This is a genomic window from Photorhabdus asymbiotica (assembly GCF_003634575.1).
Taxonomy (GTDB): Bacteria; Pseudomonadota; Gammaproteobacteria; order Enterobacterales; family Enterobacteriaceae; genus Photorhabdus; species Photorhabdus asymbiotica.
The window spans coordinates 763,332-789,859 of sequence record NZ_RBLJ01000003.1 but is presented as its reverse complement, the minus strand read 5'-3'; the positions used below and the strand labels follow the sequence as shown (position 1 = coordinate 789,859).

General features: G+C 53.0%; 20 protein-coding genes. 14 read left to right on the top strand and 6 right to left on the bottom strand.

Annotated features, from left to right (window positions below):
- Window positions 1-432: 432 nt before the first annotated feature.
- Both xerC and BDD30_RS15800 read right to left on the bottom strand, forming a co-directional pair.
- Window positions 433-1,563 carry a site-specific tyrosine recombinase XerC gene (gene xerC, locus BDD30_RS15805; RefSeq protein ID WP_015835428.1) on the bottom strand — a complete coding sequence of 377 codons (1,131 nt, stop codon included), beginning with the start codon at window positions 1,561-1,563 and terminating at the stop codon, window positions 433-435.
- Complete coding sequence (locus tag BDD30_RS15800) at window positions 1,550-4,864, bottom strand: CHC2 zinc finger domain-containing protein (RefSeq protein WP_015835431.1); 3,315 nt, start codon at window positions 4,862-4,864, stop codon at window positions 1,550-1,552. The genes xerC and BDD30_RS15800 overlap by 14 nt, the downstream gene beginning before the upstream one ends.
- Before the next feature lie 101 nt (window positions 4,865-4,965).
- Here BDD30_RS15800 and BDD30_RS15795 point away from each other — a divergent pair, with 101 nt between their 5' ends.
- Both BDD30_RS15795 and BDD30_RS15790 read left to right on the top strand, forming a co-directional pair.
- Entirely contained in the window at window positions 4,966-5,352 is a 387-nt protein-coding gene (locus BDD30_RS15795; RefSeq protein WP_049795215.1) for a helix-turn-helix transcriptional regulator, read from the top strand.
- Between the two features lie 102 nt (window positions 5,353-5,454).
- Window positions 5,455-5,682 (top strand): SymE family type I addiction module toxin, encoded by a 228-nt coding sequence (locus BDD30_RS15790; protein WP_041382320.1) that lies wholly within the window; start codon window positions 5,455-5,457, stop codon window positions 5,680-5,682.
- Between the two features lie 52 nt (window positions 5,683-5,734).
- Here BDD30_RS15790 and BDD30_RS15785 read toward each other — a convergent pair whose 3' ends face one another.
- The 4 genes from BDD30_RS15785 to BDD30_RS23210 form a co-directional block, all read right to left on the bottom strand.
- A complete protein-coding gene (locus BDD30_RS15785; RefSeq protein ID WP_041382318.1) occupies window positions 5,735-6,082 on the bottom strand; it encodes an immunity 8 family protein in 348 nt (115 codons plus the stop codon).
- Between the two features lie 14 nt (window positions 6,083-6,096).
- On the bottom strand, window positions 6,097-15,186 hold the full coding sequence (locus BDD30_RS15780) for a two-partner secretion domain-containing protein (RefSeq protein ID WP_015835426.1): 9,090 nt from the start codon (window positions 15,184-15,186) through the stop codon (window positions 6,097-6,099).
- 20 nt (window positions 15,187-15,206) lie between these two features.
- Window positions 15,207-15,482 (bottom strand): hypothetical protein, encoded by a 276-nt coding sequence (locus tag BDD30_RS15775; RefSeq protein ID WP_015835425.1) that lies wholly within the window; start codon window positions 15,480-15,482, stop codon window positions 15,207-15,209.
- 1,050 nt (window positions 15,483-16,532) lie between these two features.
- Entirely contained in the window at window positions 16,533-16,718 is a 186-nt protein-coding gene (locus BDD30_RS23210) for a hypothetical protein (RefSeq protein WP_147408137.1), read from the bottom strand.
- Between the two features lie 349 nt (window positions 16,719-17,067).
- Here BDD30_RS23210 and BDD30_RS15770 point away from each other — a divergent pair, with 349 nt between their 5' ends.
- The 12 genes from BDD30_RS15770 to BDD30_RS24295 all read left to right on the top strand — a co-directional run bounded on the left by BDD30_RS15770 (window position 17,068) and on the right by BDD30_RS24295 (window position 26,484).
- Window positions 17,068-17,958, top strand: coding sequence for an integrase domain-containing protein (locus BDD30_RS15770; RefSeq protein WP_015835424.1), 891 nt, complete (start codon window positions 17,068-17,070; stop codon window positions 17,956-17,958).
- Window positions 17,959-18,577: 619 nt separating this feature from the next.
- Window positions 18,578-18,799 carry a hypothetical protein gene (locus tag BDD30_RS15765; protein ID WP_015835423.1) on the top strand — a complete coding sequence of 74 codons (222 nt, stop codon included), beginning with the start codon at window positions 18,578-18,580 and terminating at the stop codon, window positions 18,797-18,799.
- Window positions 18,800-18,889: 90 nt separating this feature from the next.
- On the top strand, window positions 18,890-19,198 hold the full coding sequence (locus tag BDD30_RS15760) for a hypothetical protein (RefSeq protein WP_249039936.1): 309 nt from the start codon (window positions 18,890-18,892) through the stop codon (window positions 19,196-19,198).
- Entirely contained in the window at window positions 19,198-19,494 is a 297-nt protein-coding gene (locus BDD30_RS15755; protein ID WP_015835421.1) for a hypothetical protein, read from the top strand. Before BDD30_RS15760 ends, BDD30_RS15755 begins: the two co-directional genes overlap by 1 nt.
- 77 nt (window positions 19,495-19,571) lie before the next feature.
- Window positions 19,572-20,045, top strand: a complete 474-nt coding sequence (locus BDD30_RS15750; RefSeq protein WP_015835420.1) for a hypothetical protein — start codon at window positions 19,572-19,574, stop codon at window positions 20,043-20,045.
- Between the two features lie 190 nt (window positions 20,046-20,235).
- Window positions 20,236-22,086: a TA system toxin CbtA family protein gene (locus BDD30_RS15745; RefSeq protein WP_015835419.1), complete on the top strand. Its 1,851-nt coding sequence runs from the start codon at window positions 20,236-20,238 to the stop codon at window positions 22,084-22,086.
- A gap of 99 nt (window positions 22,087-22,185) precedes the next feature.
- Window positions 22,186-23,097: a hypothetical protein gene (locus BDD30_RS15740; protein WP_015835418.1), complete on the top strand. Its 912-nt coding sequence runs from the start codon at window positions 22,186-22,188 to the stop codon at window positions 23,095-23,097.
- 65 nt (window positions 23,098-23,162) lie between these two features.
- Window positions 23,163-23,495 carry a DUF3085 domain-containing protein gene (locus tag BDD30_RS15735; RefSeq protein WP_015835417.1) on the top strand — a complete coding sequence of 111 codons (333 nt, stop codon included), beginning with the start codon at window positions 23,163-23,165 and terminating at the stop codon, window positions 23,493-23,495.
- 88 nt (window positions 23,496-23,583) lie between these two features.
- The gene (locus BDD30_RS15730; protein ID WP_081461607.1) at window positions 23,584-23,772 is read left to right on the top strand and encodes a hypothetical protein; all 189 of its coding nucleotides are present in this window, start codon (window positions 23,584-23,586) and stop codon (window positions 23,770-23,772) included.
- Window positions 23,773-23,901: 129 nt separating this feature from the next.
- Window positions 23,902-24,822 (top strand): DUF1281 domain-containing protein, encoded by a 921-nt coding sequence (locus BDD30_RS15725; protein WP_041382315.1) that lies wholly within the window; start codon window positions 23,902-23,904, stop codon window positions 24,820-24,822.
- 176 nt (window positions 24,823-24,998) lie between these two features.
- Complete coding sequence (locus BDD30_RS24885; RefSeq protein WP_015835415.1) at window positions 24,999-26,201, top strand: N-6 DNA methylase; 1,203 nt, start codon at window positions 24,999-25,001, stop codon at window positions 26,199-26,201.
- Between the two features lie 64 nt (window positions 26,202-26,265).
- On the top strand, window positions 26,266-26,484 hold the full coding sequence (locus BDD30_RS24295) for a tyrosine-type recombinase/integrase (protein WP_167319318.1): 219 nt from the start codon (window positions 26,266-26,268) through the stop codon (window positions 26,482-26,484).
- Window positions 26,485-26,528 lie beyond the last annotated feature (44 nt).

Sequence of the window (26,528 nt, the reverse complement as noted above, 5' to 3'; positions counted from 1 at the left end):
GCGGGGGCAGTAAATTAGCGGAGGCCGCAGGCCGACCTGCCTTCAGGGGTGTTAACCGGACGATAACGCGGCAGCTAAAGAAGAACTTGGGGTTGCCGATGGCCGGCTCAGCGGCTTACAGCAGAAGGCGTCAGCCTTGTGCGCCGCACCCTCCGATGCTAACCCGCGGGGGCGCCAGACATAATGCCAATTATACGCATTAAGCCGCTCATGGATGCTCAGGTGGTTACCTTTGCTTATCGGCGCAGTGCGTATAATTCCCCCGCATTATGTTCAATAGGCGTTGGGCGGCCTGTTCCGGCTTAGCGGGGACGCCAGCGGTTGGGCCGCCTGACGACTATTTACCCCCGCGTGCGCCGAGGCCAACGGGCAGTCCGGCCACGGTCTGCCCCCACACCGTACCCGCCTGACTCAACGGGGGCGGGCGGACAGTCAGCGGGTATCGGGAGTTGAGGTCGGCGCCGAACCGTCCGGCGGCGTGTCTGTGCCGGCGTCAGCTTCGGCGTACAGGTCGGCCAGTAAACCCACCTCATCGGCGTCGCCGGCTTTTTCGTCTGCCATCTGCTCCGCAGGATGCGTACTGGCGTGCACCGCCTGCAAGGCCCGGATGGAGACCTGCGTATACACCTGGGTTGATTCCACGCTCGCATGCCCCAGCATCGCCTGTATCCAGCGCAGGTCTGCCCCGTTCTCCAGCATCTGGGTCGCCATCGCGTGCCGGAACAGGTGACAGGCCCCTTTTTTCTCAATACCCACCGCGTTGATATAAGCTGTCACCAGATTGCTGATACCGTTGGCCTGTAAGCCATCCAGCCCATCCATCGCGACGAATAATGCCTTGACGTCAGGATTGACGATAAGTTGTGGCCGCACCTGTTGCTGATAGCGCTGTAGCCAGCTTAAGGCCCGTTCGCCGAGGGGCAACACCCGGTCTTTATTCCCCTTGCCCTGCCGGATGGTCACCGTTTTGCGTGACCCGTCAACGCTGTACACATCCAGCCGGGTTAATTCGCCCCGACGCATCCCGGTTGACCAGAGCAACTCCATCAACGCCCGGTCGCGTACCCCCTGCAACGTCGTCAGGTCAGGCTGCGCCAGTATCTGTTCGGTTTCATCGATGGTCAGGATATAGCGCGGCAGGTGCTTTTCCAGTCTGGGGAGCTCAAGGTCCGCCGCCGGGTTCGCCAGTATCAGGTTCTGTTTCGTCAGCCATTTGAACCAGACCTTCAAGGGCTCCAGCTGGGTACGTTGCGTTCGGGTGCTTAACGGCTCCCCGTTGGTCTTGCGGTACTGATACAGATAACGCTGGTAACGTTCCAGTATCGGCCGGGTGATATCCGCGGCATAGTACAGGCCCCGTTCGGTGGCCCACAGGATAAAACGATAGGTGTGATGGGTCTGCACTTTCAATGTCGTCTCCGACCAGTTCCGCTCCTGCCGCCACACCACAAAGCGCAGCAACAACGCATACAGACTCTTCGGGTCGTGCGCCGGCCCCACAGGCTGACGGTAGACGTCATTAACGGTCAGGAGACTCCCCTTGCGGGGTTTACGGTTTGCCATGATTGACCTCCGGTTGAGATTGAGGGGCGGGTGCAGACAAGGGGCGCGTTTTCTTTTTTCCTTTTATCACTGTGTTTTCCGTTACCCCGGCTTGCGGCACGCTGACCCCGTGTTCTGCCTGCCTTGATGGGGATTTTTTCATCCCAGACTTAACCCGGACCTGGCCCAGACTTGAGGCAGACTGGCGTTTAGTTAAGTCAGACTTGCTCTCATGACCTGTCGGGATGGCTGCCGGCGTTTTATCCCTGTCGGGCACAGGCAATGCGTTTCCGTGATGATTTTCTTTAATAACTGCGTTTTCATCTGACCGGACTTGCGCACTGTCTAACCCTTGTACTGTCCGGGTTGACGCGGGTTTTTCTTCCTCAGACTTAGGCCGGACTTGCCCCAGACTTGGGGCAGACTTATCTGCTTCCACGTCAGACTTGCGTTCACTGCCGGCGGTTTCTGCGTCCGGTTCCCCCACCTCCAGCAGGCCGCACAGATGGGCGGCGCCGTTGTCTTCCCCGTCCCACAGCAGTTCATAATGCAGCAGGTGCCCCCGGCTGCCGCCGTGCAACAGCAGGTATTCCATTTCCGTCAGGCGTTGACAGTGGTTCTTCAGCTGGCTGTCGCTCCAGTGGGTAAAGGCGCGGATATCCCGCCGGGTAAAGCGCACCTCGTTTGGCTGGCAGTGCTGGCGCTGCGCGATGTGGCCGACCATCTCCTGTATCAGCAACAGCAACTTGCGGGTCTGCGGCGGCATTTCGTCCAGCGTGCGCCCCAGCACCTCATGCGCCAGCCGGTTGGCCAGAGCAATGTCCGCTTTCGTGACTTCGATATATTCGATGACCTGTCCGCGGTGGGTCGTTTTCTTCACCTCCCGCTGGTACTGGTGCAGCAACGCAATGGCCTGTATCAGCGTCAGGTATTTCATGTGGTCGCGCCGCATCCGGGTTTTGTCTGACAGGAACGTCAGTTGATGGGCGTAAGGGTTGACCACTCTCAGCGGCCTTAACAGGCGCTGGGCGTTCTGGTGTAACTGCGTCAGATAGCCTTTCTCCGAGTCAGCCAGCAACCCTTCTAGCGTCTGACGGTGCCGCTGCATGGCGTGGATGGCCTGCGTCTGCTCGCGCGATTCGTTGACCGTCAGCACCAGACAGCGGTTCAGCAGCTCTTCATCCACATCAATGGCCGTGGTCGTTAACATCAGCATGACCGGCCCCTGTACCTTGTATTCCCGCGTCACCAGTTCGCCGCTTTGTTCGTTCTTGCCGGTGCTGGCGATTTTCAGCTCGCCGTCCGACTGCAACAGTTTCAGGGCATAGGCCGCCTGCCGCACGCCTTCCTCTTCGGCGATAGCCAGTATTTTGTGTTGCAGGCTGGTTTCTCCCAGATAGTAGAGGCTCTGCCCGGTCATCGCCGAGTACTGGATACGCTCCTCTTCCGGCATCAGGTTCAGCACCGCCTCCATCAGGCTGCTCTTGCCTGCCGCGCTGCTGCTCTGGATTAACACGGCCAGCGGTTTATCCAGTTTGCGCGAGACTGCCGCCAGATACCCGGTCAGCAGATTGGTCGATTCGCCGACCACGCCACAGGCGGCCATGTCGTTGATAATCTGTTCTGTCAGGTTTGGCGATGTCAGCAACGCCAGCGCGGCGGCTTCATCTTCTGCGCTGACCGTGACTACGGTTGTCCCTGAGGCTTCGGCGTCGGCCTGCTGTTGCGCGTCCTGTTGCTGCTCCAGCATCAGCAAGACCCGCCCGGCTTCGCGTTTGATGACCGACAGCTCGCATTCCAGCTCTTGCGCCGCCGTGCTGATGTAGTTCTGACGATGCCGCGCGTGATACATGTCCAGTGTATCCACATGGAACAGGCCGGACGTTTCATCCCGCACCTGCACATTGACTTTCATCACATCGGGCACCGGCGATTTTTTCATCCCCCGTATCCGCCAGACCCGGGGCCCGCTTTTCATCAGCAGTTCACCGCAGGCCGTGCGCTCACAAGGCACGGGGGCAACAGTCAGCTCTGGTGGGGCGGCTAAGGCAGCCGGTTTAGCCACATCTGCATTGTGAGGCTTTTCCGTCATATCTGACGAGACGGGCCGCTCATGACTGAACACCGCACCTGGTGCCGTTCCCTGTCCCAACCAGACCGCCTGTTGCAGGGCCAGCCCCAGCGCATGTTCGGCGTTGCCACTTTTGACGGCATAGTCATTGACATCCATGCCCGGCGGGAACTGCACCCGCCACGCCTCAATGCCGGATTCCAGTAAGTCAGCCGCCACACTGGCCGCGCCACGGTCTCCGGCCTCGTCCCGGTCAAAGGCAATCAGCACCCGTTTCACGCCGTGATACTGCAAGGCGTCGAGGTGATCGCGGTTAAAACCGTTCACGCCGTAGGCGGCGATCACGTTGCGGAACCCGGCGCACCAGAAGGTCATCGCATCGATCAGTGCTTCGCACAGGATGATTTCCGAAGCCGCTTTCATCGCTTCCTCGTTCCAGACCCCGGCCAGTGGCGACGGCAGGTACAGATGCTTCGGGCTGTCTTTCAGCACCTTGTAATCCGGCTGGGTTCGGCGGCCATACAGTTGCAGCACCCGCCCGCGGCTGGCTACACTGGCCGATTCGGCCCAGCCGATCACCGGCACCACGACGCAGCCCCGGAAGTGATCCTGCCGGGTGGTCGTACGCAACACGCCCAGACCCGATAGCTTGTCACGCAGTTGCTGGCCTTCCTGACTGCTTTTGGACGGCAATAACCCCGCTGAACCGCCGATCCCGTGATGGCCCGCGTACCCCAGCTTAAAGTGACTGACCAGTTCAGGATGATTGAGTCCGCGTCGTTCCAGCCATTCTTTCGCTTCCGGTGACGCCAGTAAATTCTGATGATAAAAATCAATCACCTGGCGCAACAGCGCCTGCCCGTCATCGTCCAGATCGGCCAGTTTCGGGCGCGGCAGGGGGGCCGCCTGTGATTCCGGCTGGGCGGCTAAAGAAGAAGCGGCCACCACGGCATTGTCCATGTCCGGTAACCCGGCCAGTTCCCGCAGCCGGCGGATAGCAATTTTCAGCGTCACCCCTTCCGTTTGTATCACCCAGTCCAGCACCGACCCCGCGGCGCCACAGCCAAAGCAGTGATAGAGGTTTTTGGCCGGTGAGATGACCATTGAGGGAGTTTTCTCGTTATGGAACGGACAACGCAGCACATAATCCTCACCGCGTTTTTTCATCGGACGGCCTTGCTTACGCGCCAGCCCCAGCAATGAGACGGACTGCTTTAAGTGAGCCAAATCGGTATCGGGAACGCGGGTCATCGGTTACCTCCTGTAAAAACCTGTCAATAGACATTGTAGTAGCATTAATATGAGACTATAATATAGCCATTGAGTCAAGCAATTAAAAAGGAGGGCTTACAATGCACATCGCATTACCGCATTGGATTTGTGAGGAAGATATGCAACTGTTTGCCAAGCGGCTAAAGGAAGCCAGAGAAGCCCGTAAAATGACACAGGCCAGACTCGCTGAACTGCTCAATGTGGATCGCCGGGTCTATAACCGTTGGGAGCGTGGCGCTTCTGTTCCTCAACTGGATGCTGTGGTCAGGATTGCTCAGGTATTACAGAGTAGCCTGGATGCACTCGTGGGGCTGGAACCGATGGCACCGCCACAGATACATAATCCCCGTTTACAGGCGCTCGTGACTCAGATGGATTCGTTGTCAGATGAAGATCAGCAGGCGCTGATTGTGTTAATGGACAGTTTGCTTAAACGTTCAAAGATGACGCAGTTACTGACATCGTAGAAAAGATTTGCTACAGAAAAGGCGATTTTATTAACGCAGCATTACCGGGCGGCTACCCGGATAACGCTGCTTACCATCACCAACTATCAGAGGTAGTTCATCATGGCTAAATGCGATTCTAAAGCAAAAACCATTACAACTAAAGGGCAGGCTGTGAAGCCACGGCATTACACCGTGGGCTACCGGCCTAACCGGGGCAAGCCCAATCCGTACCCGCAGCTCACCATTAAGGGGCGCTGGTTGGCTGCGTTGGGCTTTACCACAGGGAAGCCGATCACTATTACCAGCGAAGCCGGGCAGTTAATCATTCAACTGGCTGAGAATGACTGACGGCTAAAGGAAGAGTCCAGTTCTTTAGCTGGACTCTTTGGATAACAACAGGTTAAGGTTGATAATCCTCATATTCCCAGGCAAAGACACGGGAAAGCTTTTGGGCTATCTCCATCCAGTCATTACCTTCACACTGTTCAATATAATCCGTGATGGTCTTTTGGATTTCAGCCAGATCATATTTACGTACCAGAAGCGTATGACGTATCAATTCCGGCTGCCAATGATGATTACAAAGCCATTCAGGTGTACAGATAAAAAGATCAAAATATTCACTCCCACTTTCCGACTCAGGCCCGATTAATAAGGATAAGGTTATATTAATAGTGCCGTCATCTTCACCGGAGTACATAACTGGATCTTTATGCATACAATCTATGCCTTTTAGTACTGCTTTCACTAATGCATCCTCCTTTAATCCAGAATATTTAAATGACCGTTCCCAGTTTTACTTGATTTTCCTTTATAATCAATAGAATATGTTTCAAAATTGGCTTGCACTCCAGTAGTGGCATGGGCACTATTAGGTTTCTCTGATGGCGGTCTATAACCTCTCGTACCATCTGCACTAACCCAGCCATCTCCAGTAGTCTTCTTGGCTCCATCTCCTACCCAGATTTTGCCTAATCTATCCGCTTCTGCTCGAGTTCCGGTACCAATGCTATAATTGAGCTTACCATTATCACCTTTAACTACAGCCGCCAACCTTGAGTCCTGTTTTGCAATATTATCCAGATTTTGCTGAACTAGATCTGATTTTAACTTCGGATAAATGGCGATATTCTCGGCACCACTTGTCGTTTTGTTTGCACTGGCTACCGTTGACTCAAGTTTATTAGTGCCAGAAACAGCTGATGACACAGTGGGAACTTTCTTACCAGGGATCAAGGCGCCAGCAATAGCTGCACCCAGTTTTTCTGAAGCTAACTGATCACCTTCCCCCGCTTTTTTAGCAGTTTCCTTGATGGCCTGCCAACTTTCACCCGTCATCAGTGATTTCACACTACCCGCGACAGCCTGATTTTTACCCTCCAGATCATTCAGCGCACGCTGACAATAATTATCCCCAATAGCACAAGATGTAATAGCGGCTGCACCGTCAAAAAGGTAATCAGCGCCCGCAAGAGCAAAGTCACCGGCATCATTGAGGGCGCCTAACACACTATTCACAGCCGTTGAAGTTTTACCTTCACCCAATTTTTCCCTAACCTGATTTTTCCACCATTCGGTACTTTGTTTGACTGACTCTCTGGCCTTATCACCGGACAACGAGTTATTCTCAACTGCGTTCTTCCCAGCCTGTGCCCCAGTGAGCGCGCTGGCGGTGGAGTCACCGGCAATGCCGCCGGCCAGTCCCGCTGCCAGGGTGGAGAGGGTACTGATAGTCTGTTTCTGCTCCTCCGTTAACTCGCTGACTTTAGCCGCGTCGCCGTAAAGCTGCTTTATCAGCACCTGAGCCGCCAGCTCGCCCGACGCGGCCCCGGCAGCTCCTGCCACAGCGTTGTTACCGCTGACTTCCGCTGCTACCGCCCCTAAAATCGCATGGGCCAGCGTGTTGGTGGCGATATCCACCTGATGGGTTTGCGGGTCGGTGGTCAGCTCTTTTATCACGCCCGCCAGATAAGGCGAAGCACCACCGGCCAGTGCTTGCCCCAAATGGTTTCCGGCCAGCCCCTGAATGGCTGCCGTGGCCGCCTGTAACGCTTGCTGGTATTTGCCGCCGGTCCCCAGGCCGGAGTCATTCAACGCCTGCGTGTAAGCGGTGTCATAAACTTGCTTATTGATATCCGCTGGCGAGGGGGCTTTATTACCTGCGTTGATCAACTTTTCTCTGGCATCGGCTTTATCCTGTTCACTGATATGATTGAGTTTCGCTTTCGCCGCCTTAGTGGCGATAATTTTCCCTTCCGTGCCGGCTATCTCGGTCATCTGGGCGCTGAGTTCGCCCATCAGTTGCGCCTGTTTCAGCCGTTGTTGCGCTTTCTCCTTATCAAATATCGGCCTCAGGACATTGGCCGCATTATCGGTATCACGGCTTAAGTTCGCGATATCCTGCGTCTGGTGGTCCTTATCCCGAATAATCAGGGTGCCGTCACTGACCGCAGCGTGCGTGGTACTGCGGTCATGGCCCTGATTATTTGAGCCGGTCAGCGCATTGACCGCCAGATTATTCAGCACCTGACCGGTGGTTGGCTGACCAAGGCTGACGCCGGCACTTTGCTGCTCAACGCTAAAGTCCGCTTTATTTTGAATATCTTTAAAGCCCAGTGTTCCGGTGTTGAGGGTGTTTTTCGCGTTGTCGGCCTGACTCGCTATCACGGCCCCGTCCAGTTGGGTGTGGTCCCCCACATTAACCTGATAGCCGCCTTTACCGGCAAACAGCCCGGTCTGCTCCTGCACCGAATCGTAATTGCTGTGCAGTTTGCTGCGGCTGGCATTGAGGCTCAGGGTGCCGTTGCCGTTGGTGAGCGGGCCTACGGTGGCACTGGCGCCGGCGCTGGCATTCTGTTGTCGGCTGTCATAGCGCTGGTTGTCTTGTTCACTACTCAATGACAGATGGCGTTTTACCTCGGCGGTCATCTGTTCGCCGCTGACTTGTGCCCCTTTCAGCGTCGTATCCCGGCCACTGTTCAGCTCAACGGTCTGTCCCGCCTGTAACGTGGTGTTATTGTGGCTGACACCGTGACCGGTTTCATGGCCGTTGCCCCGACTGACATTGGCCGACACCGTAAAGCCAGTGCCGCCCGGGCCGGCGGTGACGCCCATGCCCATTGCGCTGCCGTGACTGCGGCTCTTGCCGGTGGTCTGTTCGGTGTTCTGGCTGGCGGAGAGCTGAATATCCCGACTGGCATTGAGTTGTAGGTCTTTGCCCGCCTGTAACTGGCTGCCCTGAATGCGGATATCGCCGTTCGGACCGGATGCCCCTTTATCGTCACCGTGCGCCGTTATCGTGAGGTTATCCCCGGCGGTCAGGTGGCTGCCCTGTTGGGTAGTCTGCTGGTGCTGCTGTTCTGAACGGGAAGACTGACGACCGTAGGACAGGCTCACCCCGGCCAGGGTGTTATTGCCTTTATCACTGCCCTGGGCTTCGGCCAGCCGGGCAGCCTGTGTCGCCTGTACCCCACTGAGGGCGGCCTGAGTGTGTTGCAGGGCTTTGAGGCGCGGGTCTTCGGTTTGCTGCGCGGCCCGGGCCGTCTGCACCGCACTGTTGAGGGCGCCGCCTGCCGTGCCACTCAGCGCCACCGTTAGGCCACTTTGTTTCTGTTCGGTTTTGGTCAGGGTAGTGTGATGGTTTGCCGCACTGGTGATATTCACGTTCTGGCCGGTCAGGGTGATGTCCTTGCTGGCCACCAGGTCACTGCCGTGAAGGTTGAGCTGGGTACCGGCATTGAGGGTGACATGGCCCTGGCTGCTGCCCACGGTGCTGCCTTTATTCCGCTGGCTGTCGCTGTCCGTGGTGACTTTCTGGCTGGCCTGGCCTAATGTGAAACCAATACCGCCCGTGCCCATCAAGCCCGATTTTTTCTCCTGCCGCAAATGGGTTTCACCGTGAGATTCTGCGGCGGTGGTGACGGTCAGCTGATGACCGGCGTTCAGGCGGACATCCTGTGTGCCCGCCACATTGCTGCCGCGGATATGCAGGTCTTTACCGGCCTGTAAAGTCACTTTATCGCCGCTGAAGGTGGTACTGAGCGCCTGCCGGTCATGCACTTCGTCGTGGGTTTCCACGGACGAGGTTGACAGCCAGCCTTTGCTGGTTTGCTTACTGTGCTCCACTAAGTCGGATGAGGCGGTACCGGTTGTCAATGTCAGGTTATTTCCGGCCTGCGCCGTCAATTGTTGACCGGCATTGACGTGGGCGGCGGTAGCGGTCAAATCCTGCCCGGCTTGCAGGGTCACCTCACCGGCGCCGGTTATCTGGCTGCCGATATCCTGTTGTTGGGTCAGATGGCGATAGTTATCTTTCCCCCAGTCGCCCTGTTCTGTACGGTGCGTGCTTAGGGTATCCAGCGTCAGGTTATGGCCGGCGGTTATCTCGGTGCGACCGTCTTTACCGGCGTTCTTCACCTCACTGGCGGTTAATTGCACATTGTTGATGGCACTCAGCGACAGGGTGCCCTGGTCGTTCTGCACATAAATCCCCGCCGGACGGTCCCGCCAGCGGTTCGCGGCATCTCCGCGCAGGGTCGCAGCGCTGGTGATATCCCGACCGGCTTGCAGCACAACTTTATCCGCCCCCTGAATCTGGCCGCCCCGGTTGGTGATGTCCTGCCGGGCCGTCACATCCACTTTACCGCCGCGAATAAAGCCGCTGTTGGTCAGGTTGTTGGCCGTCAATTGGGTAACGTCACGCCCGCTAATCGTGCCGCTGTTGGTGATATCGCCCTGACTGTTAAGGGCCACGGTATTACCGGCCAGTAAAGCGCCGTCTCCGCTCAGGTCGCCGGGTCTCACCCGGGCGTAAACCTGGGGCACCGTCACCACCTGCGTGCTGCCGTCCGGCAGAGTCACCGTCTGGTTGGTCAGCCAGATAATGTCGGCGGTCAGCAGCGCCATCTGGGCCGGACTCAGGGCAATGCCGGGGGTGAGTTGTTGTTCCTTACCGAAAGCCACTCCGGCATCCATCAGCGCCTTAAACTGCGCTTCATCGTTATGGTAACCGGGCAGGTAGCGCTGGCCGGTCAGCTGGGTAATCTGCTCCCGCACCAGTCGCTGTTCATAGAACCCATCGCCCAGGCGTTTGTGCACCAGCGCCGGGTCGTGCGTTAACTGTTGCCGCATATAATCCGAGCCCAGCCACTGTTTATACTGGGTAAATTTCGGGTCGGTCTCGACCAGATAGTGGCTGTCACTGGCCGGTTGCACCGTATACAGGCTGTTATCCGGCAGGCGGGTATTGGGGGTCACGACACGTATCACCGGGTCGATGGGTTGCCCTTTCACCGTTTCTGGGGGCAAACTCAGTTCAAACGGTTGACCAGGTGGCAAGACCCGCGGCTGGTCGTTTATCCCGCTCACCGGTTTCACCGCCGTGGGAGCCGCGTGAATTTGGCCGGTCTGTCGGTCCGTAATCGTGATATCGGTGTTCTGTGGACGGGCATGGTCCTGCCAGGCCAGCGTTTTCAGGTCAATCGTTTCTACCACCGGCGCAGGGTTATAACCACTGCGACTTTTTCCCTGCGAAGTTTTGGTGCCGCCGATGCCGAGTTTGTTCCGTTTTTTCTTGGCGTACCAGTGGGTCTGGCTGCCGGTCTCGGTGGTGATACGTTCGCCCTGCGTGGCGAGATTGTGCAGTTCGCCAATCGTGCCCGTCAGCGCGCCACCGGCAATAATTTGGCTGTCGTGGTTAGTCACGTTTGCACTGTTAAGGGTGAGATGGCCGCCGGCCAGAATTTTACCCGGGTCGCTGTGTTTGACCTGCGTTTCCGTCACGGTACGGGTGTACTGATACTCATAGAAGTTATCGCTGCGGCTGCCGTCCGGCATCCGGGCGGTATGCACGCCGTATTTGTCCCGCCGGGCGGTGTCTACCTGCGACCAGTCATAGCGGGCAGTCTGGCCGCTGAGCGCCGCATCGTGATGCCGGGCGTGTTCGGTTTCGGCGACCTGAGTCACCAGCCCGGCGTTGGTGTTGTGGAGCTGGTTGGCGTCAATCGTCAGATTACCGCCGGCTTCGAGGGTGGCGGCGTGGTTAGTGAGTTCACGCGCCTGACCGGTGGCGGATAAGGTGTTATCCAGCTGGCCGCCGATATGCGTCTCGCCCACACTGTAAATTTGCGCATGATGCTGGTTGTTCAGGGTGTCAGTGCCGATAGCCAGCCGGTCACGGGCGGCAATCACCGCCGCGTTGCCGGCGTGCGCGGTGTTATTCAGGGTCCCCGTCTGGAGGGCGAGATGGTCCCCGTAAATCCGTCCGGTGCCGGTGTTGGTCAACGTGTGAGCCGTAAGATGGGTCAGGTTGCCGTCAATCAGTCCGGTATTGGTCAGCGTATCGTGGACCTTGATTTGCGTTTGTTCGGCGCTGATTTCACCGGTGGCGCTGTTAGTAAGATTTTGCGCCCCAAGATGCAGCGCCTGACCGGCTTTTATCGGGCGGTCATTGAGGAGATTGCCGGTGGTTTTCAGGGTCAGATTGCCATTGGCCGCCGTGTTGCCGGTATGGTGAAAATCCTCGGTTAAGGTCACCGCCATATCGCCCTGCGATAACAGTTGGCCGTCACCGCTGAGCGTATTAGCCTGAATATCGACCTGTTTCCCGGCAATCAAGGTGCCTTGTTGGTTGTTAATCCTCAGAGGCGGTTGCTGAGCCTCGCGGTTGATAGTGAGCTGTTTGCCTGCGGAGACCCGCCCCTGAGTATTATTCAAGGTCTGGCTGATATTCGCTTGCAGGTGGTCGGCGGCCCGTAAAGTGCCCTGACTGTTGTCCGCCTGTTGGGTGCTAACCGTTAGGTTTTGGGCTTCCAGTCCTTTATCCGTCTGCGCCGTGTCGCGATTAATCAGGTGAGCGGTGCTCAAGGTCAATTGCGCACCGCCACGAATCAGGCCGCCGGTGTTATCGGTTTGGGTTTTAACATTCAATACGGTGTCGCCCACCGCCTGCACCTGCCCATGACGATTGTCGAGCTGCTGGGTTTTCAGGTTGAACGTACCTGCCGACAACAATTTGCCGTCCCGGTTATCTGTCTGCGCCTGTCGGGTGCCAATAACCAACTGTCCGCCTTGCAGATGACCGTGGCGATTGTCCAGCGGGCCGCTGGTGACGGTGGTGATGCCATCGCCGAGAATACGGCCCTGCTGGTTATCCAGTCCCTGTCCATCGGTATCGAGATTCAGCGCATCGGCGGATTGTAAGGTGCCCTGACGGTTGGTAAGCCGCTGACTGTGAATGTCCAGTCCGCCATTGCCGGCTATCTGTCCCCGGGTATTGTTAAGCGCGGTGCTGGTCAGGGTAGTGTGGCCGTCTGCGGCGATGATCCCGCCGGTGTTGTCGATATCGCCGGTATGCAGCGTTAAGTGTCCGCCGCTCAATAACTGGCCGCCTTTTTGGTCCGTCGTGGCGGTGTTGGCGAGCCAGTGACCGTGAGTTTTCACCGTCATGTCGCCCCCGGACTGTAATAGTCCGGCGGTGTTTTCCAGCTCACCACTGTGTAAGGTCAGGGTATCTTGCGCGATCACTTGTCCGGCGGTATTGGTGAAGCGGTGCCCGGTCGTCTGGCTGGTGATGTGTTGCGCCAGTAATGTCCCCTGGGTGTTATCCAAAGCCTGACTGGTCGTAGTGAGTCGGGTTTTGGCTTCGATATGGCCGTGGGTGTTCTGAATCTGTTGCCCGATAGTCAGCGTGGCACTGCCCCCAGAGGCCGCCAGGGTTCCCCGGCGATTATCCAGTTGGGTCGCGGTGAGTTGGATATCGTTACCGGCTTCCAGTCGGCCATTCTGGTTATCCAGCGTGTCGTTAACCGTCAATGTCAACGAGCCGTTTTCAGCCGCCACGATGTTGCCATGGCGATTATCGACTGTGGTTGCCTCAACATTCAGGTTTCCGTTACCGGCAATCTTGCCGCCCTGATTATTCAGCGTGTTGACCGTCAGGGCCAGGGTATCGGTGCCCGATTGTTGCATCACACCCTGCTGATGATTCAGCGTATCGGCGTTGAGAGTAATGCGATGAGCGCGGGTCTCGGCCTGATTCAGTTGCAGGTCACCGGCCTGAATAGCCAGCGTGCCGTTGGTCAGCAGTTTGCCCTGATGGCCCAGCCAGTGTTGGGCTGTCAGGGACAGCTGACCGTTGCCGGCCAGTTGCACTTGCCCCTGAGTGTTGTCTGCGGTTTGCGCGGTCAGGTGGAAGTTATCCCCCTGATTGACGAGGTTGCCCTGACGGTTATCGAGCTGGTCGGTGGTGATCGTCAGCTGTGATCCGGCATTAAACAGGGTGCCACCCCGGTTATTCAGGGTCCGGGTGTGGAGGGTCAGTTCACCGGGACCGGTCTGGGTCATTTTTCCTTGCTGGTTCGCGATATCGGGCGTGGTTAAATGGATTTCCCGCGCTGTTAATTGCCCCCCGGTATTATTAAACTGGCCCGGGGTATGGGCAGTAAAACGGTCTGCGTTAACGCTGGCGTGTGCCGTGCTGATGCCCGGTTGACTGGCCGTCAGCTGAATGTCGCCCGCTACAGTTTGACTGCCGCTGAGGTCAATCTGTTGACCGTGAATATTCAGCGTATGGGTCGCCAGATTTTTCCCGCCAGCCTGAACCTGCTGGGCGGTCAGGGTCAGTGAGCCGGGGCGGGTGGTGTTCCCGTTATCATCCAGTCCGGCGGCCCAGACACTGTGGCGGTCACTCTGTATCGTCTGGGCGGTGGCGGTGATATCCCCCCGCGCCTCAATCCGGCCCCGGTTGTGCAGTGGGCCCCCAGCCTGCAAAGTGACCGTCGATTGCGACAGCAGTTTGCCCTGATTATCTATCCCGGCGGTACTGGTTAATTGCAGCGCGTCCCGGCTGCTGATTGTGCCCCGGTTCTCAATCCGGCCATCGGCGGTGACGAAGACTTCCCCCGCGGGCACGCCGATATCGCCGGCATTCCGCACCCCGACACCGGCTTCGGTGCCTATCAGCAGAATCTTATGAGCATACATCCCGCCGAGTGCCGTACTGTCCAGCGCGAACAGTGGGTGGGCCTCATCTTCAGCGGCGGATTTTTTCGTGATGGTCTGGTGTGCGGCATCCACGCGATTGCGCCCGGTGGTCACTTTCAGGTTCTGGGCGTGTAATTTGGCGTTGAGGGCAACGGCGCGGGCAATGATGTCCGTGTAATTTTGCTGCCGGCTGTCCATCCCTTGCCCCTCAATACGCACTTCGCCCTGATTCACGTCAAAACCGGTCAGATGCCCCCGCTCCATCAGGGCTTCACCGGTGGTCAGGGTGGTGCGATGGGCATTGATAAAACCACAGCCATTACAGGTAATCCCGGACGGATTGGCAATCACCACCTCAGCCTTGCGTCCGGCGACTTCAATCCAGCCATTGAGGTGGCTGGGGTCACGGCTGTTGACTTCATTGAGGATCACTTTGGCTTCCCCTTTAGCCAGCCAGGGATTGCCGGCGACCATGCCGCCCAGCTGGGTCTCGGTCGCCTTTGCGCTGTTGTTGAGGATAACCCCGCGTTTATCGACATCAAACTGGCGGTAAGTGTTGTGGGACACGCCGGCAGCGCTGGGGGTCTGGATATTCACCTGCGGCGTGCCGTTGGCACTGGGGATAATGGTCGGCTGTTGCTGGCCCGGTGCCTGTCCATCGGCCACAATCGCCGCCTGGGCGGTGAGTGAAATCCCGCCCAGGGCCAGCAATAAACCGAACTGGAACGCGGTAAGGCGACACAACCGTTGAGCCGATGACCGCCCCCGACGGCGCGCGGTGCTGCCTTGCCCGGCCCGGGCAATCTCCGCCACCACCATCAGCCTGTTTCGGGATCGGTTAAAGATAAGACGATATAACTGTTTGTTCATGGGGGGTCTCCACGCACAGACTACACACGGGCAGCCGGGTTATTTGAATGAATACGGCCAGTACCGAATGGCGGGACCCGGGCAAGGGGAAAGCCGTGTGCTGCCGTCGGAAAGGCGGCGGGCGAGGTTTTTTCCAGTACAGACAGGCGAACTGCTTCAGGCGATGGAGCTAATTGGGCCTCCAGTGCTTGCTGACGGGCCTGTTGATGAATGAGTTGTTGCTCTGAGAGGTCGGCGGCCTGACTGCCTGAAGCCAGGCGACAAAAAACCGTTAATACCAAGATACTGCTTTTCATTGTACGTCTATTCCACAATTACGAAGCGGTATTAACCATAAATTTAACTTAGCGATCAATGTTTGAAGTTTATTGTCACGCAGGCAACTAAAAGCGGGGGGTGGTTAAGATATCAGCAAAAACAAGGGGTTATATTTTAGTCAAAAAATAGACTCATGTTATTATTGTGTTACAAATCATATAAAAAATACATTAATATTAGTTATTTAATAATCAATAGTAATAATTTCAAATTAATTTCATTGTTTTGTTTTATTTTGTGATGTGCGTCACAAAAATAGGTCTCATTACCGGAAAAAGTCACTTGCAATAAAGAGGATTTTCGTTACCGCGTAGTAATAGGTTTTCTTTTCTGATTATATTAGCTAAGTTGGCAGAACAGGCTATGTTATTGCGGATTAAAAGCAGTAGGGAGGTAACCATCAAACAGCAGGTATTGGTAGTGGGGGTAGTAAGTATGCACCCGATTTTTCTATTACCGGACTTGATGCTTAGTTGGACTGTCCATATCGATCTTTGGTTAAACAAACTATATCAAGTAAAAATAAACCCAGTGCTATCACGCCGCAATTAACTCACAGATTGGAAAAAATCATGAATCCTAAGGAGCTTAAAGAGCTTCAGTGAGGGTTTGTCTATGCCAATCCTGGTTTTTGTCAACTGTTAAACTTGTCATTTTGTTCATCTTTTTGAAGAGTATAAATTATTCTCCCATCACAGCATGAAAAGCCTTTTTCTTGACGTTGAGATAAACCTTGAGTAACTTAAAGGAGCATTTCTTAGTCGCGTAAGCGATCGTTAATGTTCCCGCAGTCTGAGAGGAACGCCTTCGGGTGACTGAATCTCAATGCCATCATAACCTGAGAGATGGCGTCTTCGGACGGTAAATCCGTTTATCCTTTGAAAACGGGTATCACTAACAACAGTGATGAAGGTGCAATTTCACATATAATTTTCTGACTTGTCAGTATCATCAGACAATAACCTGCGATTTGCTTGTTTTGGCGGTTTTGTTCAGCGTTTCGGCAGACCGTTGCCAGGTTCGATATATTATTGGATATCTTCTAACGCATTGGGCGCGGAGGAAACGGGCAGCGTCACTTGTTGGCGTGATAACGAAAACCAAGTGACGCTGCCAGCGTACAACATCCCAAACCACGTAATACAAGCTTTCCTTGCATCTTCTACCTTCTGATCAATACGTAGTACACCGGTCGGAGGGTTTGAAGATCGCAATTCACCTTAACGTCTTGAGTGAAAAATAATCATGTTGACGTTTTATATTCAGAAGAAGGAGAACAATCGACTCGGTATTGATGGCGACGTCAGTGAAAACTGGCGTTGGAGGTAGTCTGACAACGGTCAGGACGGTGTAAACCGCGAACAGCTCAGAGAGCTGGGGTGCCTCGTAAGAACTCAACAATCTCACCGCCCCGATGCACAGATATCAGTCGAGCCGCAGGAAGCGCAAACCAAACCGTGCCGTTGGGGTTGAGATATGACATTCAGAATGCCGTTTAGTATTGCTTGCGTCCGTCAGGTTGCAAGCGGTGGTGTCGTGTGTGTTAAAAAGGGAATCGTTTGAATGTCAAAATTGAGTAAACAGTTAGTAACCTTGGCCCGTCAGGCTGGCGGCAGTTTTAAAACCGTTTCAGACAGAATGAAAATAGCCAAACGTCTGGCGGAAAGCATGGCGATATTAAATATTCAAATCCGTGATATTAAGAATATGAAAACTAGTCATATCGAAAAATATATTGATAGCCGAAAGTCAGAGAATATTTCAAAGCGAACGTTACAAAATGAGATGGCGGCTGTTCGGGCGATATTCGCTATGGCGGGAAGATCTCAATTAGCTAACCCTCATCACGAGCGGTTAAGTAATCGTGCGCTCGGATTATCTGGCGCCAGCCGGGAGGGAACTAAAATGGCGATTTCGGATGAGCGTTATCACACGACGCTTGTTTTGGTTCGTGGGAAAGATGAAGGTGTGGCTGCTGCTATGCAACTTTCTCGTTATCTAGGCCTACGAACGGAGGAAGCTGTTCAGGCGGCAAAATCATTAAGAACGTGGGAAAAAGCTTTATTGCGTGGGGATGAAAGAGTGAGGGTGGTGTTTGGTACAAAAGGAGGACGTCCTCGTGATACGACAGTTGTTGATCGGGATAAAGTGCTCCAGGCAGTCAGGACGGCAATAAAGTATACCAATAAAAATAAGGGGCGTTTGATTGATAAGCCGAATTTACATTCGGCCATTGATCGTTACCGGAATATAGCTAGGGAAGCAGGGTTAACCGGAAAGTCTTCACCACACAGTTTGCGTTATGCTTATGCTGTTGAGGCAATAAATTATCATTTGTCGGAAGGATTAAGTCGAAAAGAAGCGGAAGCGATGGTTTCAATGGATTTGGGACATGGAGATGGACGAGGACATTATGTTGCCCGTGTCTACAATAAACAGTGCAGTGATGATTAATTGGCTTTTGAATTTGGCTTGAATCGAAATAGCCCTGGGCTTAATATCAACGGGTTAACTTGTTGTTTTCGGACAACGGCCAATGTCAGACGAGTCTGAGACTGACGCCTTTGGGTGACTCGTCATAAAACCATTGTAACCTGAGAGATGGTGCCTTTGGGCGGTACACCCGTTTATCCTTTGAAAACGGGTATCACTGATTACAGTGATGAAGGTGCATTTTTAGTAACACACGGTGGCAGGCTTGCCATTTGATGATTTCACCTCCGAGGGACAGGGTTAGTTCTCTGTTGTCTCTGTCATACAACCACCTCCTGATGGGGAATGCCTTTCCCTGAGGGATGAGGTTATTCCTCATTTTTTTACATTTGAGGAAATATTATGCAAACTTTATCGTGATTAACTGAAATATTGATGAAATCTGTCCGGTCTGAAGCACTGATTGGGCGCAAAGTTAAGCCGGGGAGATTGCCTCGGCTGGCGATACTTATCAGGCATCCTGACAGGGATTGACCTGACGGATTTATTTACTTTGTATGATGTTCGTGATGAACATCTTCCTTACATTTCCCGGGGCTTGTCCCCGTCAAGGGCAGGCTCCCGGTAACAGGAGTGGTTAATGCCTGCTTTTCATCCCCCCACTGATACGACAACCTTGTCGGCTTCAGAGATGTTAACGCCGAAACAATGCTCACTTATCCGCGATTTGATCCGTGATGAGTGTGATTATCGGGATCGTGACGCACTCCTTAAACTTTTGGGCATGATAACGCTGTTCAAAGTTGCGGGGATCCTGACGTTAGGTGTGCTGTTGCTGGTTTTCCAGTTGTTATGGGGATAAAGGAGACGAACGATGTTAATGATCTTTGCGACAGTACTTTTGGGCGTTATTCGTTGGATTTCTCTGTCGTTTTACCATGTGATGTCCTGGTTGTTACGCCGAAGACAGGTGAGACTGCCGGTGACTCATATGACCCAGGCTCGGAGACAAACGGTGTATGCGGGTAAATGGCAACTTTCTGATGACGCGAAGTCATGCGGGAGACCGGTTGTGGTCAGAGATAGACACAGCTACAAACCGGGTGTGGAGTTGCTGTATTTCGGTGAGGAGAGTCCGGAGCCGTTTTATGGCGAACGGTACCTTATCGACGAAACGGAAGCGGTGGATTCGGCACAACAGATGCTAACGCGCCTGTTGAGACAGCGTAGTTTATCGCATGCTTATGATGAGGCCGCATAATGGTCAATGAGACGTTGACTGCCGTTACCCGGTGGGTGATGCCGGCTGTAGCGATTGAAGAGCCAGTCTGGCGGCGAATGGTGAGTTATCCGTCTGCGCCGGAATATGAAACAGAACGGTTTCATCAACTGATTTACCAGGCATTCAAAGCCTGGTCGGCAACAAAGCCGGGAATGTGTGAGGTGACGTTTGGTTTTTTCTGTTTGCCGTATGACGGCGACATGAAGGCTCCCTTATGGCAAGCGCTGCGGCTTAAACATGAATCTGATCGGTTGTTGATTGCGTTGGACGCCTAATTTTATTGATTACCCTGACGGGGAAACCCGTGAGGGTTAACTCCGTCAGTCATTTTTTTACAAAAGGAGTTAACCCTATGAGTACAATGACGACTAAAGAACACATTCGGTCACCGTCCCAGTCCCTGTCCGTGCAGGCGCTGGCTGAGCCGGAGATATTCAAAAAAACCCGTAGCCGGTTTAATCAGTGGTTGCAGGCGCAATTCGACAATCACTATCACACCCTGAGAAATCACGGTTACCGCTGTTTTCTTGCTCGTCATCATCCGACAGAGCTTGAGCGTTACGATGAGGCATGTGAAGCCTTACGGCGTGAGGAATTTCACCGGTTCAGTGAGTTGCAGACTCTGGGGCTGTTCCTGTATCAACAGATTCAGCTAAAGGAGAAGAAACTCAGGCAGCGTCGTCGTTGGCTGTTGACCGGGATAGCATTGACGTCGCTGGTGACGGGAGTATATTTGATTCTTCACGCTTATGAGGTTGATTTGTCAGCGGTTTATCACGGGCTGACCGCGTTACCGGCCAGAATAGCTAATTATTTCATGCGCTAATTATTTATCTCCAGGGGAGAGACGACTCCCTGTGGAATGGTCTCTTCCTTAATTTTAGACAGGAAAGATGATGACCATTTCTTACCTACCGGACGATATCTGCCGGTTAATAACCCGACGTCTTACAGACAGCCTGGAAAGTGGAAGGGTGCTCTGGCAGCAGCCTTGGTAAGCGGCCAGTGAGTACGGTTTGCCGCAGCATGCACTGACCGGACAACCGTTTAGCGGTATCAATGTGCTGTTGCTCTGGCAAACTATGTTGCAGCGGCAGCTGATATCTAACCGCTGGTTAACCGGTGATGATTTAAGAGCGTTAGGCGGATGTGTGGTCAAAGGTGAAAAACCGACAACCATCGTCCGTTACCGGCCTTCAATGTCGCTGATGCGTGTGATTAATCTGGAACAATGTGAAGGACTGCCGGCAGAACTCCAACCAGGTTGCCCTTTACCACCCCGTCCGGCTCCCGGTTTTGCCGCTGTTCAGCAACTGGTGACGGCCAGTGGGATCCCGGTGGTTCATCGGTCAGGCATTGTGCCCGTTTACCGGTCGTTGCATGACCGTATTGAACTGCCTGGCTGTCAGGACTATGCCGAAAGTAGACAATACTGGCATGATTTATTGCATCAACTGGTTCATGCCTCTGGCCATCCGTCCCGGTTAAACCGTTTTGGCCTGACAACCCGAAGTGAGTGGGATGAAAGTCGGGAACAATGGGTGACAGCACTAGGCGCCGCGTTTTTGGCTGCATTGACGGGTGTCCGGGGTAACCTGGTATATCCTGATAATACGATACTCTGGGAACACGCTTTGGACTCAGATCCGTGGTGGTTATTTCAGGCTGCTAATGATGCCCGCCGTGCAATGGATTATTTGCAAGACCGGCGACAGCAGTTACCAAGCCAGGTGGAATTGTGGCAGCAGATGGCTACCGTATTGCTCAGTGAGCACTATGGTCTGCCGCTGAATGACACCATGCTGGAATATGATGAGGTGGTTCAGCGCCATATTGATGAGGGTATCACACCGCTGATGGCTGTCAGTGCTTTAGCCCGAATATATCACTGGGAACGGCGTGACCAGCCAGAAGGCAGGTTGTTTCCGGAAGAATTGGGGCAGGCCAGTGAGGCATTGGCGTTATTTTCCAGCCAGCCATCGTGTCTGAACTATTCTCGGATCCCGGCGACAGAACCGGCTGATACCTGTGAACCGGACAGATCATCACAATCTGAACGGTTGCTGTTACCGCCGGTGGCGTCTGACCGTAGCCGTGAAGATGAAGATAATGATCCGTCTGACGATAACGTTGTGGAATTGCCGTTGGCGGCCACTTACCGGGAACCGAATCCACATAAACAGGCTTTTATCAGACTGTTTAACCAGATTGCGCCGCATGAAAATCGCTGGCAGGTGTTCTGTGATTTTGTGCATATGGCAGCTTGTTCACTGTACAACGCGCTGTTGCAAAATGATGAATTTGAAGCGGACTATATGCAGCGGGTTAAACGTTATTCCCGTGAAGATGCATTCCGGCTGAGTCGTTTGCTGAGTGAAGTTATTATGGGGCTGGAGTATGAAGTCGGTGATTTTCTTGGTGCTATTTTCATGGCGCTGGAATTAGGTAATGACCAGACTGGTCAGTATTTTACGCCGTTTCCGGTCAATCATATGATGGCCAGAATGAAGCTCGCTGAGGGCTTGGCGAGGCTGGGATCCGGAGAGCATGAATATATCACGGTGTCTGATCCGGATTGTGGTGCCGGCGGGATGATTATTGCGATGTATCAGACCATGCTGGAAGCGGGGTTTAATCCTCAGCAACAGATGTTGGCGTTTTGTGTCGATATTGACCCGGTTGCCGCGATGATGACTTATATCCAACTGTCGTTGCTGGGTGTCCCGGCCGTGGTCACGGTGGGCAATTCACTCACTAATGTCATGTCTCAGCAAATGGTGACGCCAATGTACCATTTAGGATTCTGGCAATTTAAACGTCAGCGTCAGGAAGCTGAAGATGAAATAGCGATGCGCAAGGCCAGCTGACACACATTTTTAATTCAAGTCACCATTGGGTGGCATCACATTAACCCGATAGGGGATATCCCCTACAGGGGGAACCCCGTCAATCACGAGATTTCCCTTATGTCTTTATTACGTTTTTATATCCGGCATCAATTCGTAGAACGAATGGGGCTGGAGCTGGATGACGACGCTATTTTCTGTCTGTTTAATGAAAGCCAGGGAGACTACGTCAATACCCATATAAAGTTTACCAAAGCGTTACTTTTGCCTGTCATGACTCATCTTTTGGACAGCTTGTCTGAGGATCCGGCAAACCGGGCTAGATGCAGAAATAGTGAACGTATCCTGACGTTATGGATACGGGGGATGGATGCGATATCTCATGTTTATCAGGATCCGTTGCTGATGCCTTATACCCATCCGGAAAGCAGTGGTCGTGTGGATACCCTTATCCGGCCGGATACAGCCGTGTTACTGAATCTAACGGCAGAGCAGTTTTTGCGTCTGACGGCGCAGGATAATCTACCGGAAGATGAACAAATTGGGCTGGAACAGTTCAGCAAAACACAAAAGTACTGGACACGTTTTATGGACTATTTGGATAAGCAGTTGACAGAAACGTGTCTGTATTGTTTTGAACGTCTGGGTCAATTTCTTCGTCATTTACAGGTTGAACCCCGTTTAATACGGCGTTTTTCCTTCTCTGTCGGTTACATCGATGTCTTCATGGGGCCACAGGATTTACACAATATTGACGCAGAGGAATTTGAGTCATGGTATCTCGAAGACTATATCGATAAGGTCTCTGATGGACTCATGACGCCAGTCCAGTTCCAGGTTGATGTGGTATACAAAAATGGTCGTGTGATAGAGAGTTTTCGATCAGATGTAGACATTGAAAATGTTAATAACCCAGCACTCAAGGATTATCGGGATGTGGTGGATGAGGCAATCACATGGGTAGATGAGCAGTTTGTGCTGAAAACCCGTTCGGTGAGCTTGTCTTCGCCAGTACAGAGGCTGGCAGCATAACGAAACTTTAACCCATTGGGGGACATGTTCCCTCAATGGGAACGTTTCTCCTCAGGAGAATGACGATGTTACTTTTTAAGGCTAAAGATCTGAAACCTGTGTTGCAGGAAGCGATAGCCCATCAGTGTGACGTGTTGCTGGTCAAGGATCAGAGCATTTATATCATGTCTGATATCGGTTCGATGCAAAACGGCAAATATCTTGTCGCTTATGCTTGCGGTTATCATCCGGAGAAGGACGAAGGCTGGTATGAACGTGCCTGGGAGGAAGCGGGCGGCGATGATTTTGCGGAAAAGCTGGGTTTCTCCATATCTACACTCAACCGGTTACTGAATGACAAATGTGATCTGAAGGTGACGCTGACAGCCACACAAATTATCACACAATTTTACCCCTGATTGCCGGGCTGCCGGCAGTTGTTTTCACCCTGACGGGCGTTATTTCCCCTCAGGGGATAATGCCCGTTTTTATTTCGGAGCATTATTGATGAAAAAGATTCATACCAAAACTTACCTAAAAATCGTTCGTAAGAATAAAACTGCCCGTCGCCACGGCAGGCGTTTCCGGCCTGATTTGTACCGAGTGATGACGGGCAGGATTATCGCGGCGTTTGGAAAGAGAAGGCGCTCTGATGTACAGGCCACAAAATTGTGGAGACCGGCTGTCCGGTTATAAATAACTTGAATGGGTCTATCCGAAAGCCGGATAGCCTTTTTTCACATTGTTGAACTTATCACTTGCCTGTGGGGGCATTGCCTTCACAAGGTGTGCCCTTTTTCCGGTAAAAAAAGAGGATGTTTTACTATGTCGAAGTGGTACGCCAATCGTTTGAATATCATTGGCCAACCTGACCAACTGGATGCCCTGCAACAATGGGGATTGGGAGACAAAATTCCCTATTACGGGCAGGCGATCCATCAAAGTATTAAGCTGTTTGTCGCGGGCTGTGCTGGTCTTCTGCAACCGACTGAAACAATAGATTACCCACTTTATCCAGCGCTGGTAGCGAGTGGAGTGGGTGAAATGTCACCGGAAAATTGGGCATTTGAGCAATGGCTGGCCTTGTTAAAAGAGAATGTTGCGCTTGATGAAGTCACCAGCCAACAAATTGACAGGCTATACCAACAAAGTGGTCTGGCCGAGCGAAAATGGGAGACGTTGCTCCCGGCAGCGCAGAAAACCATCATGGCTTTATTTAACCAAAAGTCCTGTGACTGGTTCGGTCTGGTTGATTGGAACGGAGAACGTGACACGGAAATGCTGTGGTCTCATCTTGATGATCGGCTGACAGAGACGGTGCCTTGTGACTTGTTTCTGCTGATACCGACCCATCTTGCGAGTGAAATCAATGGATTTTGCGGCGGATTGTTAAGGGGTTACGAGACAACTCATGAGTTGTATTTCCGATTGTACGATATGGTACGGCCGCGAGGTTATGAAATAGCCTGGAAGCACAATGATGATGGCAGTTTAACCGGGAGTTTTGACGCAGCACCTTGGGAGCCGTGGTATGAAAAAATCATGGTTCCTTTATCCAAACAATATCACTGCCATATCACCCATTATTTTGAAGATGTCTGTGGCTTTTGTGGTTACGACAAATACCGGAATGGGCAGTGGGAAGAAGGTAGCGTTGATGAGCTGGAATTTGGTGAGGAAGACGGTATCCGTAAGGTGATAGGGCCGGCCTACATTCTCGGCAATATTTCACATGACGGCTGTTAGTGCGCTGACAGTGTTATCTCGCAGGGAAATTCCCTGGGGTGAATTGACATAAAAAAGTTCAGGTTTGCCTGAGCGTCTGATAACGCGACTGCCGGCGGGTATTACGCCGGCGATTTACCCACAAGGGGGAATATATCCCTTGGTGGGACATGTTCCCCATTTTCCAGGAGCATGTTTTGTCTGTCTTGATTGATCATAAAAAAGCGTTTATTACCTTGTTTAATGAAACTGCCCGTTATTATTATCGTAACCGAGTATTCGATGATTTTGTACAATGTGCGGCAATTAGTCTGCATAATGCAGTCTGCCCGGACAGTAAGCTGGAGCAAGGATATCGGCAAATCATCAAACACTATAAGCCGGAAGATGTTAGCCGGTTTTCTCAACTGCTTGAACATGTCATGATGGGATTGGAATTTGAACCCCATGATTTTCTTGGCGGTGTTTTTATGCAATTGAATCTGGGCAACAAACACCTGAAGCAATTCTTTACTCCCTGGCCCATCAGCTTGGCAATGGCGAAAATGCAGTTGAGTGACGTCGGGCAACGCTTAACGAGGCAGCCCTTTTTCACCTTATATGAGCCAGCTTGTGGTGCGGGTTGTATGGTTATTGCGGCAGCGGAAGTGTTGAAAATGTCAGGTTATAATCCTGCTCAGCATATGTGGGTATCCTGTGTGGATATTGATGTTGTGGCGGCTTCGATGGCCTATATCCAGCTTTCTCTATTGGGGATACCTGGGGAGGTGGTGATAGGTGATGCACTGACGAATGAACGTCATCGGGTCATGTATACTCCTGTACATTGGCTGGGAAACTGGCCTTGTCGTCTCAGGAAAAATCGTCAGCAGTATAAAGGTGTGACCTGGAATAGTAAGATTGCGCATATGCGGGCGTTGTTTAATTTCGCGATAAAAGAAAAAATACTGCCCCAGGAGGAAAACCCATTCAATGGGGTTGTGGTTAATGCGAACAAGAAGAAAAAGAAAACATTAACCAAAAAACAACTGACAGCGTTGTATCTCACGATGGGGAAATTTGAAGAGCAGGAGCGGCAGGCAGGGAATAGTCATCAAGGTCTCTGTGCATTATATCCGACCTGGTACTGGCTGACGGTACTGGATACGTTGCGTTATACCGGGATGCGGCAAAATCAGTTATTACATATCCGACTCGGGGATATTGACCTGAAAGAACGCCGGATTATTCTTTGCTCTGAGGGGAGTAAGAACCATTATGAACACCAGGTGCTGGTGGTGAAATGGTTGTATCCGAGGCTGGAGATTTTGCTGGAACGTGCGCAAGCCGCTGGGGCAAAACTCAGTGATCCCCTAGTTCTGTGTGAACTATTTTACCGCCAAAACAGACAGAGGAAATGAAACTGATCAATTACAGACAATAAAATCATTCTTTCGGCGTTTGTCAAAGGAGTGTGGATTTGATGTGGGCCCCCACAGTTTCCGGCATACTTTGGTAACTGAACTGATGAAAGCGCCTGATCGTAATTTGCAAATGGTGCGCGGATTACTGGGCCATCGCAGTATTGCCACAACGATGGAATATATTGATATCAATCTGGATATTGCCGGGCGCGCGCTGGAGCGTGAGTTGATGCTGTATATTGATGTTGAGCCAGAAAGAGGCGAAATGCTAATCGGATAAAACAGAATATTCTCGCTGTTGTCTGAATTTGCCTTTTTCTACAT

What these genes read in the sequence shown, in the direction of transcription:
- BDD30_RS15765 (WP_015835423.1), top strand. Translation starts at nt 18,578, where the DNA reads ATGCCTGCTTTTCATCCCCCCACTGATACGACAACCTTGTCGGCTTCA.
- BDD30_RS15755 (WP_015835421.1), top strand. Translation starts at nt 19,198, where the DNA reads ATGGTCAATGAGACGTTGACTGCCGTTACCCGGTGGGTGATGCCGGCT.
- xerC (WP_015835428.1), bottom strand. Translation starts at nt 1,563, where the DNA reads ATGGCAAACCGTAAACCCCGCAAGGGGAGTCTCCTGACCGTTAATGAC.
- BDD30_RS15735 (WP_015835417.1), top strand. Translation starts at nt 23,163, where the DNA reads ATGTTACTTTTTAAGGCTAAAGATCTGAAACCTGTGTTGCAGGAAGCG.
- BDD30_RS15770 (WP_015835424.1), top strand. Translation starts at nt 17,068, where the DNA reads ATGTCAAAATTGAGTAAACAGTTAGTAACCTTGGCCCGTCAGGCTGGC.
- BDD30_RS15725 (WP_041382315.1), top strand. Translation starts at nt 23,902, where the DNA reads ATGTCGAAGTGGTACGCCAATCGTTTGAATATCATTGGCCAACCTGAC.
- BDD30_RS15775 (WP_015835425.1), bottom strand. Translation starts at nt 15,482, where the DNA reads ATGAAAAGCAGTATCTTGGTATTAACGGTTTTTTGTCGCCTGGCTTCA.
- BDD30_RS15790 (WP_041382320.1), top strand. Translation starts at nt 5,455, where the DNA reads ATGGCTAAATGCGATTCTAAAGCAAAAACCATTACAACTAAAGGGCAG.
- BDD30_RS15780 (WP_015835426.1), bottom strand. Translation starts at nt 15,186, where the DNA reads ATGAACAAACAGTTATATCGTCTTATCTTTAACCGATCCCGAAACAGG.
- BDD30_RS15795 (WP_049795215.1), top strand. Translation starts at nt 4,966, where the DNA reads ATGCACATCGCATTACCGCATTGGATTTGTGAGGAAGATATGCAACTG.
- BDD30_RS15740 (WP_015835418.1), top strand. Translation starts at nt 22,186, where the DNA reads ATGTCTTTATTACGTTTTTATATCCGGCATCAATTCGTAGAACGAATG.
- BDD30_RS15730 (WP_081461607.1), top strand. Translation starts at nt 23,584, where the DNA reads ATGAAAAAGATTCATACCAAAACTTACCTAAAAATCGTTCGTAAGAAT.
- BDD30_RS15750 (WP_015835420.1), top strand. Translation starts at nt 19,572, where the DNA reads ATGAGTACAATGACGACTAAAGAACACATTCGGTCACCGTCCCAGTCC.
- BDD30_RS15800 (WP_015835431.1), bottom strand. Translation starts at nt 4,864, where the DNA reads ATGACCCGCGTTCCCGATACCGATTTGGCTCACTTAAAGCAGTCCGTC.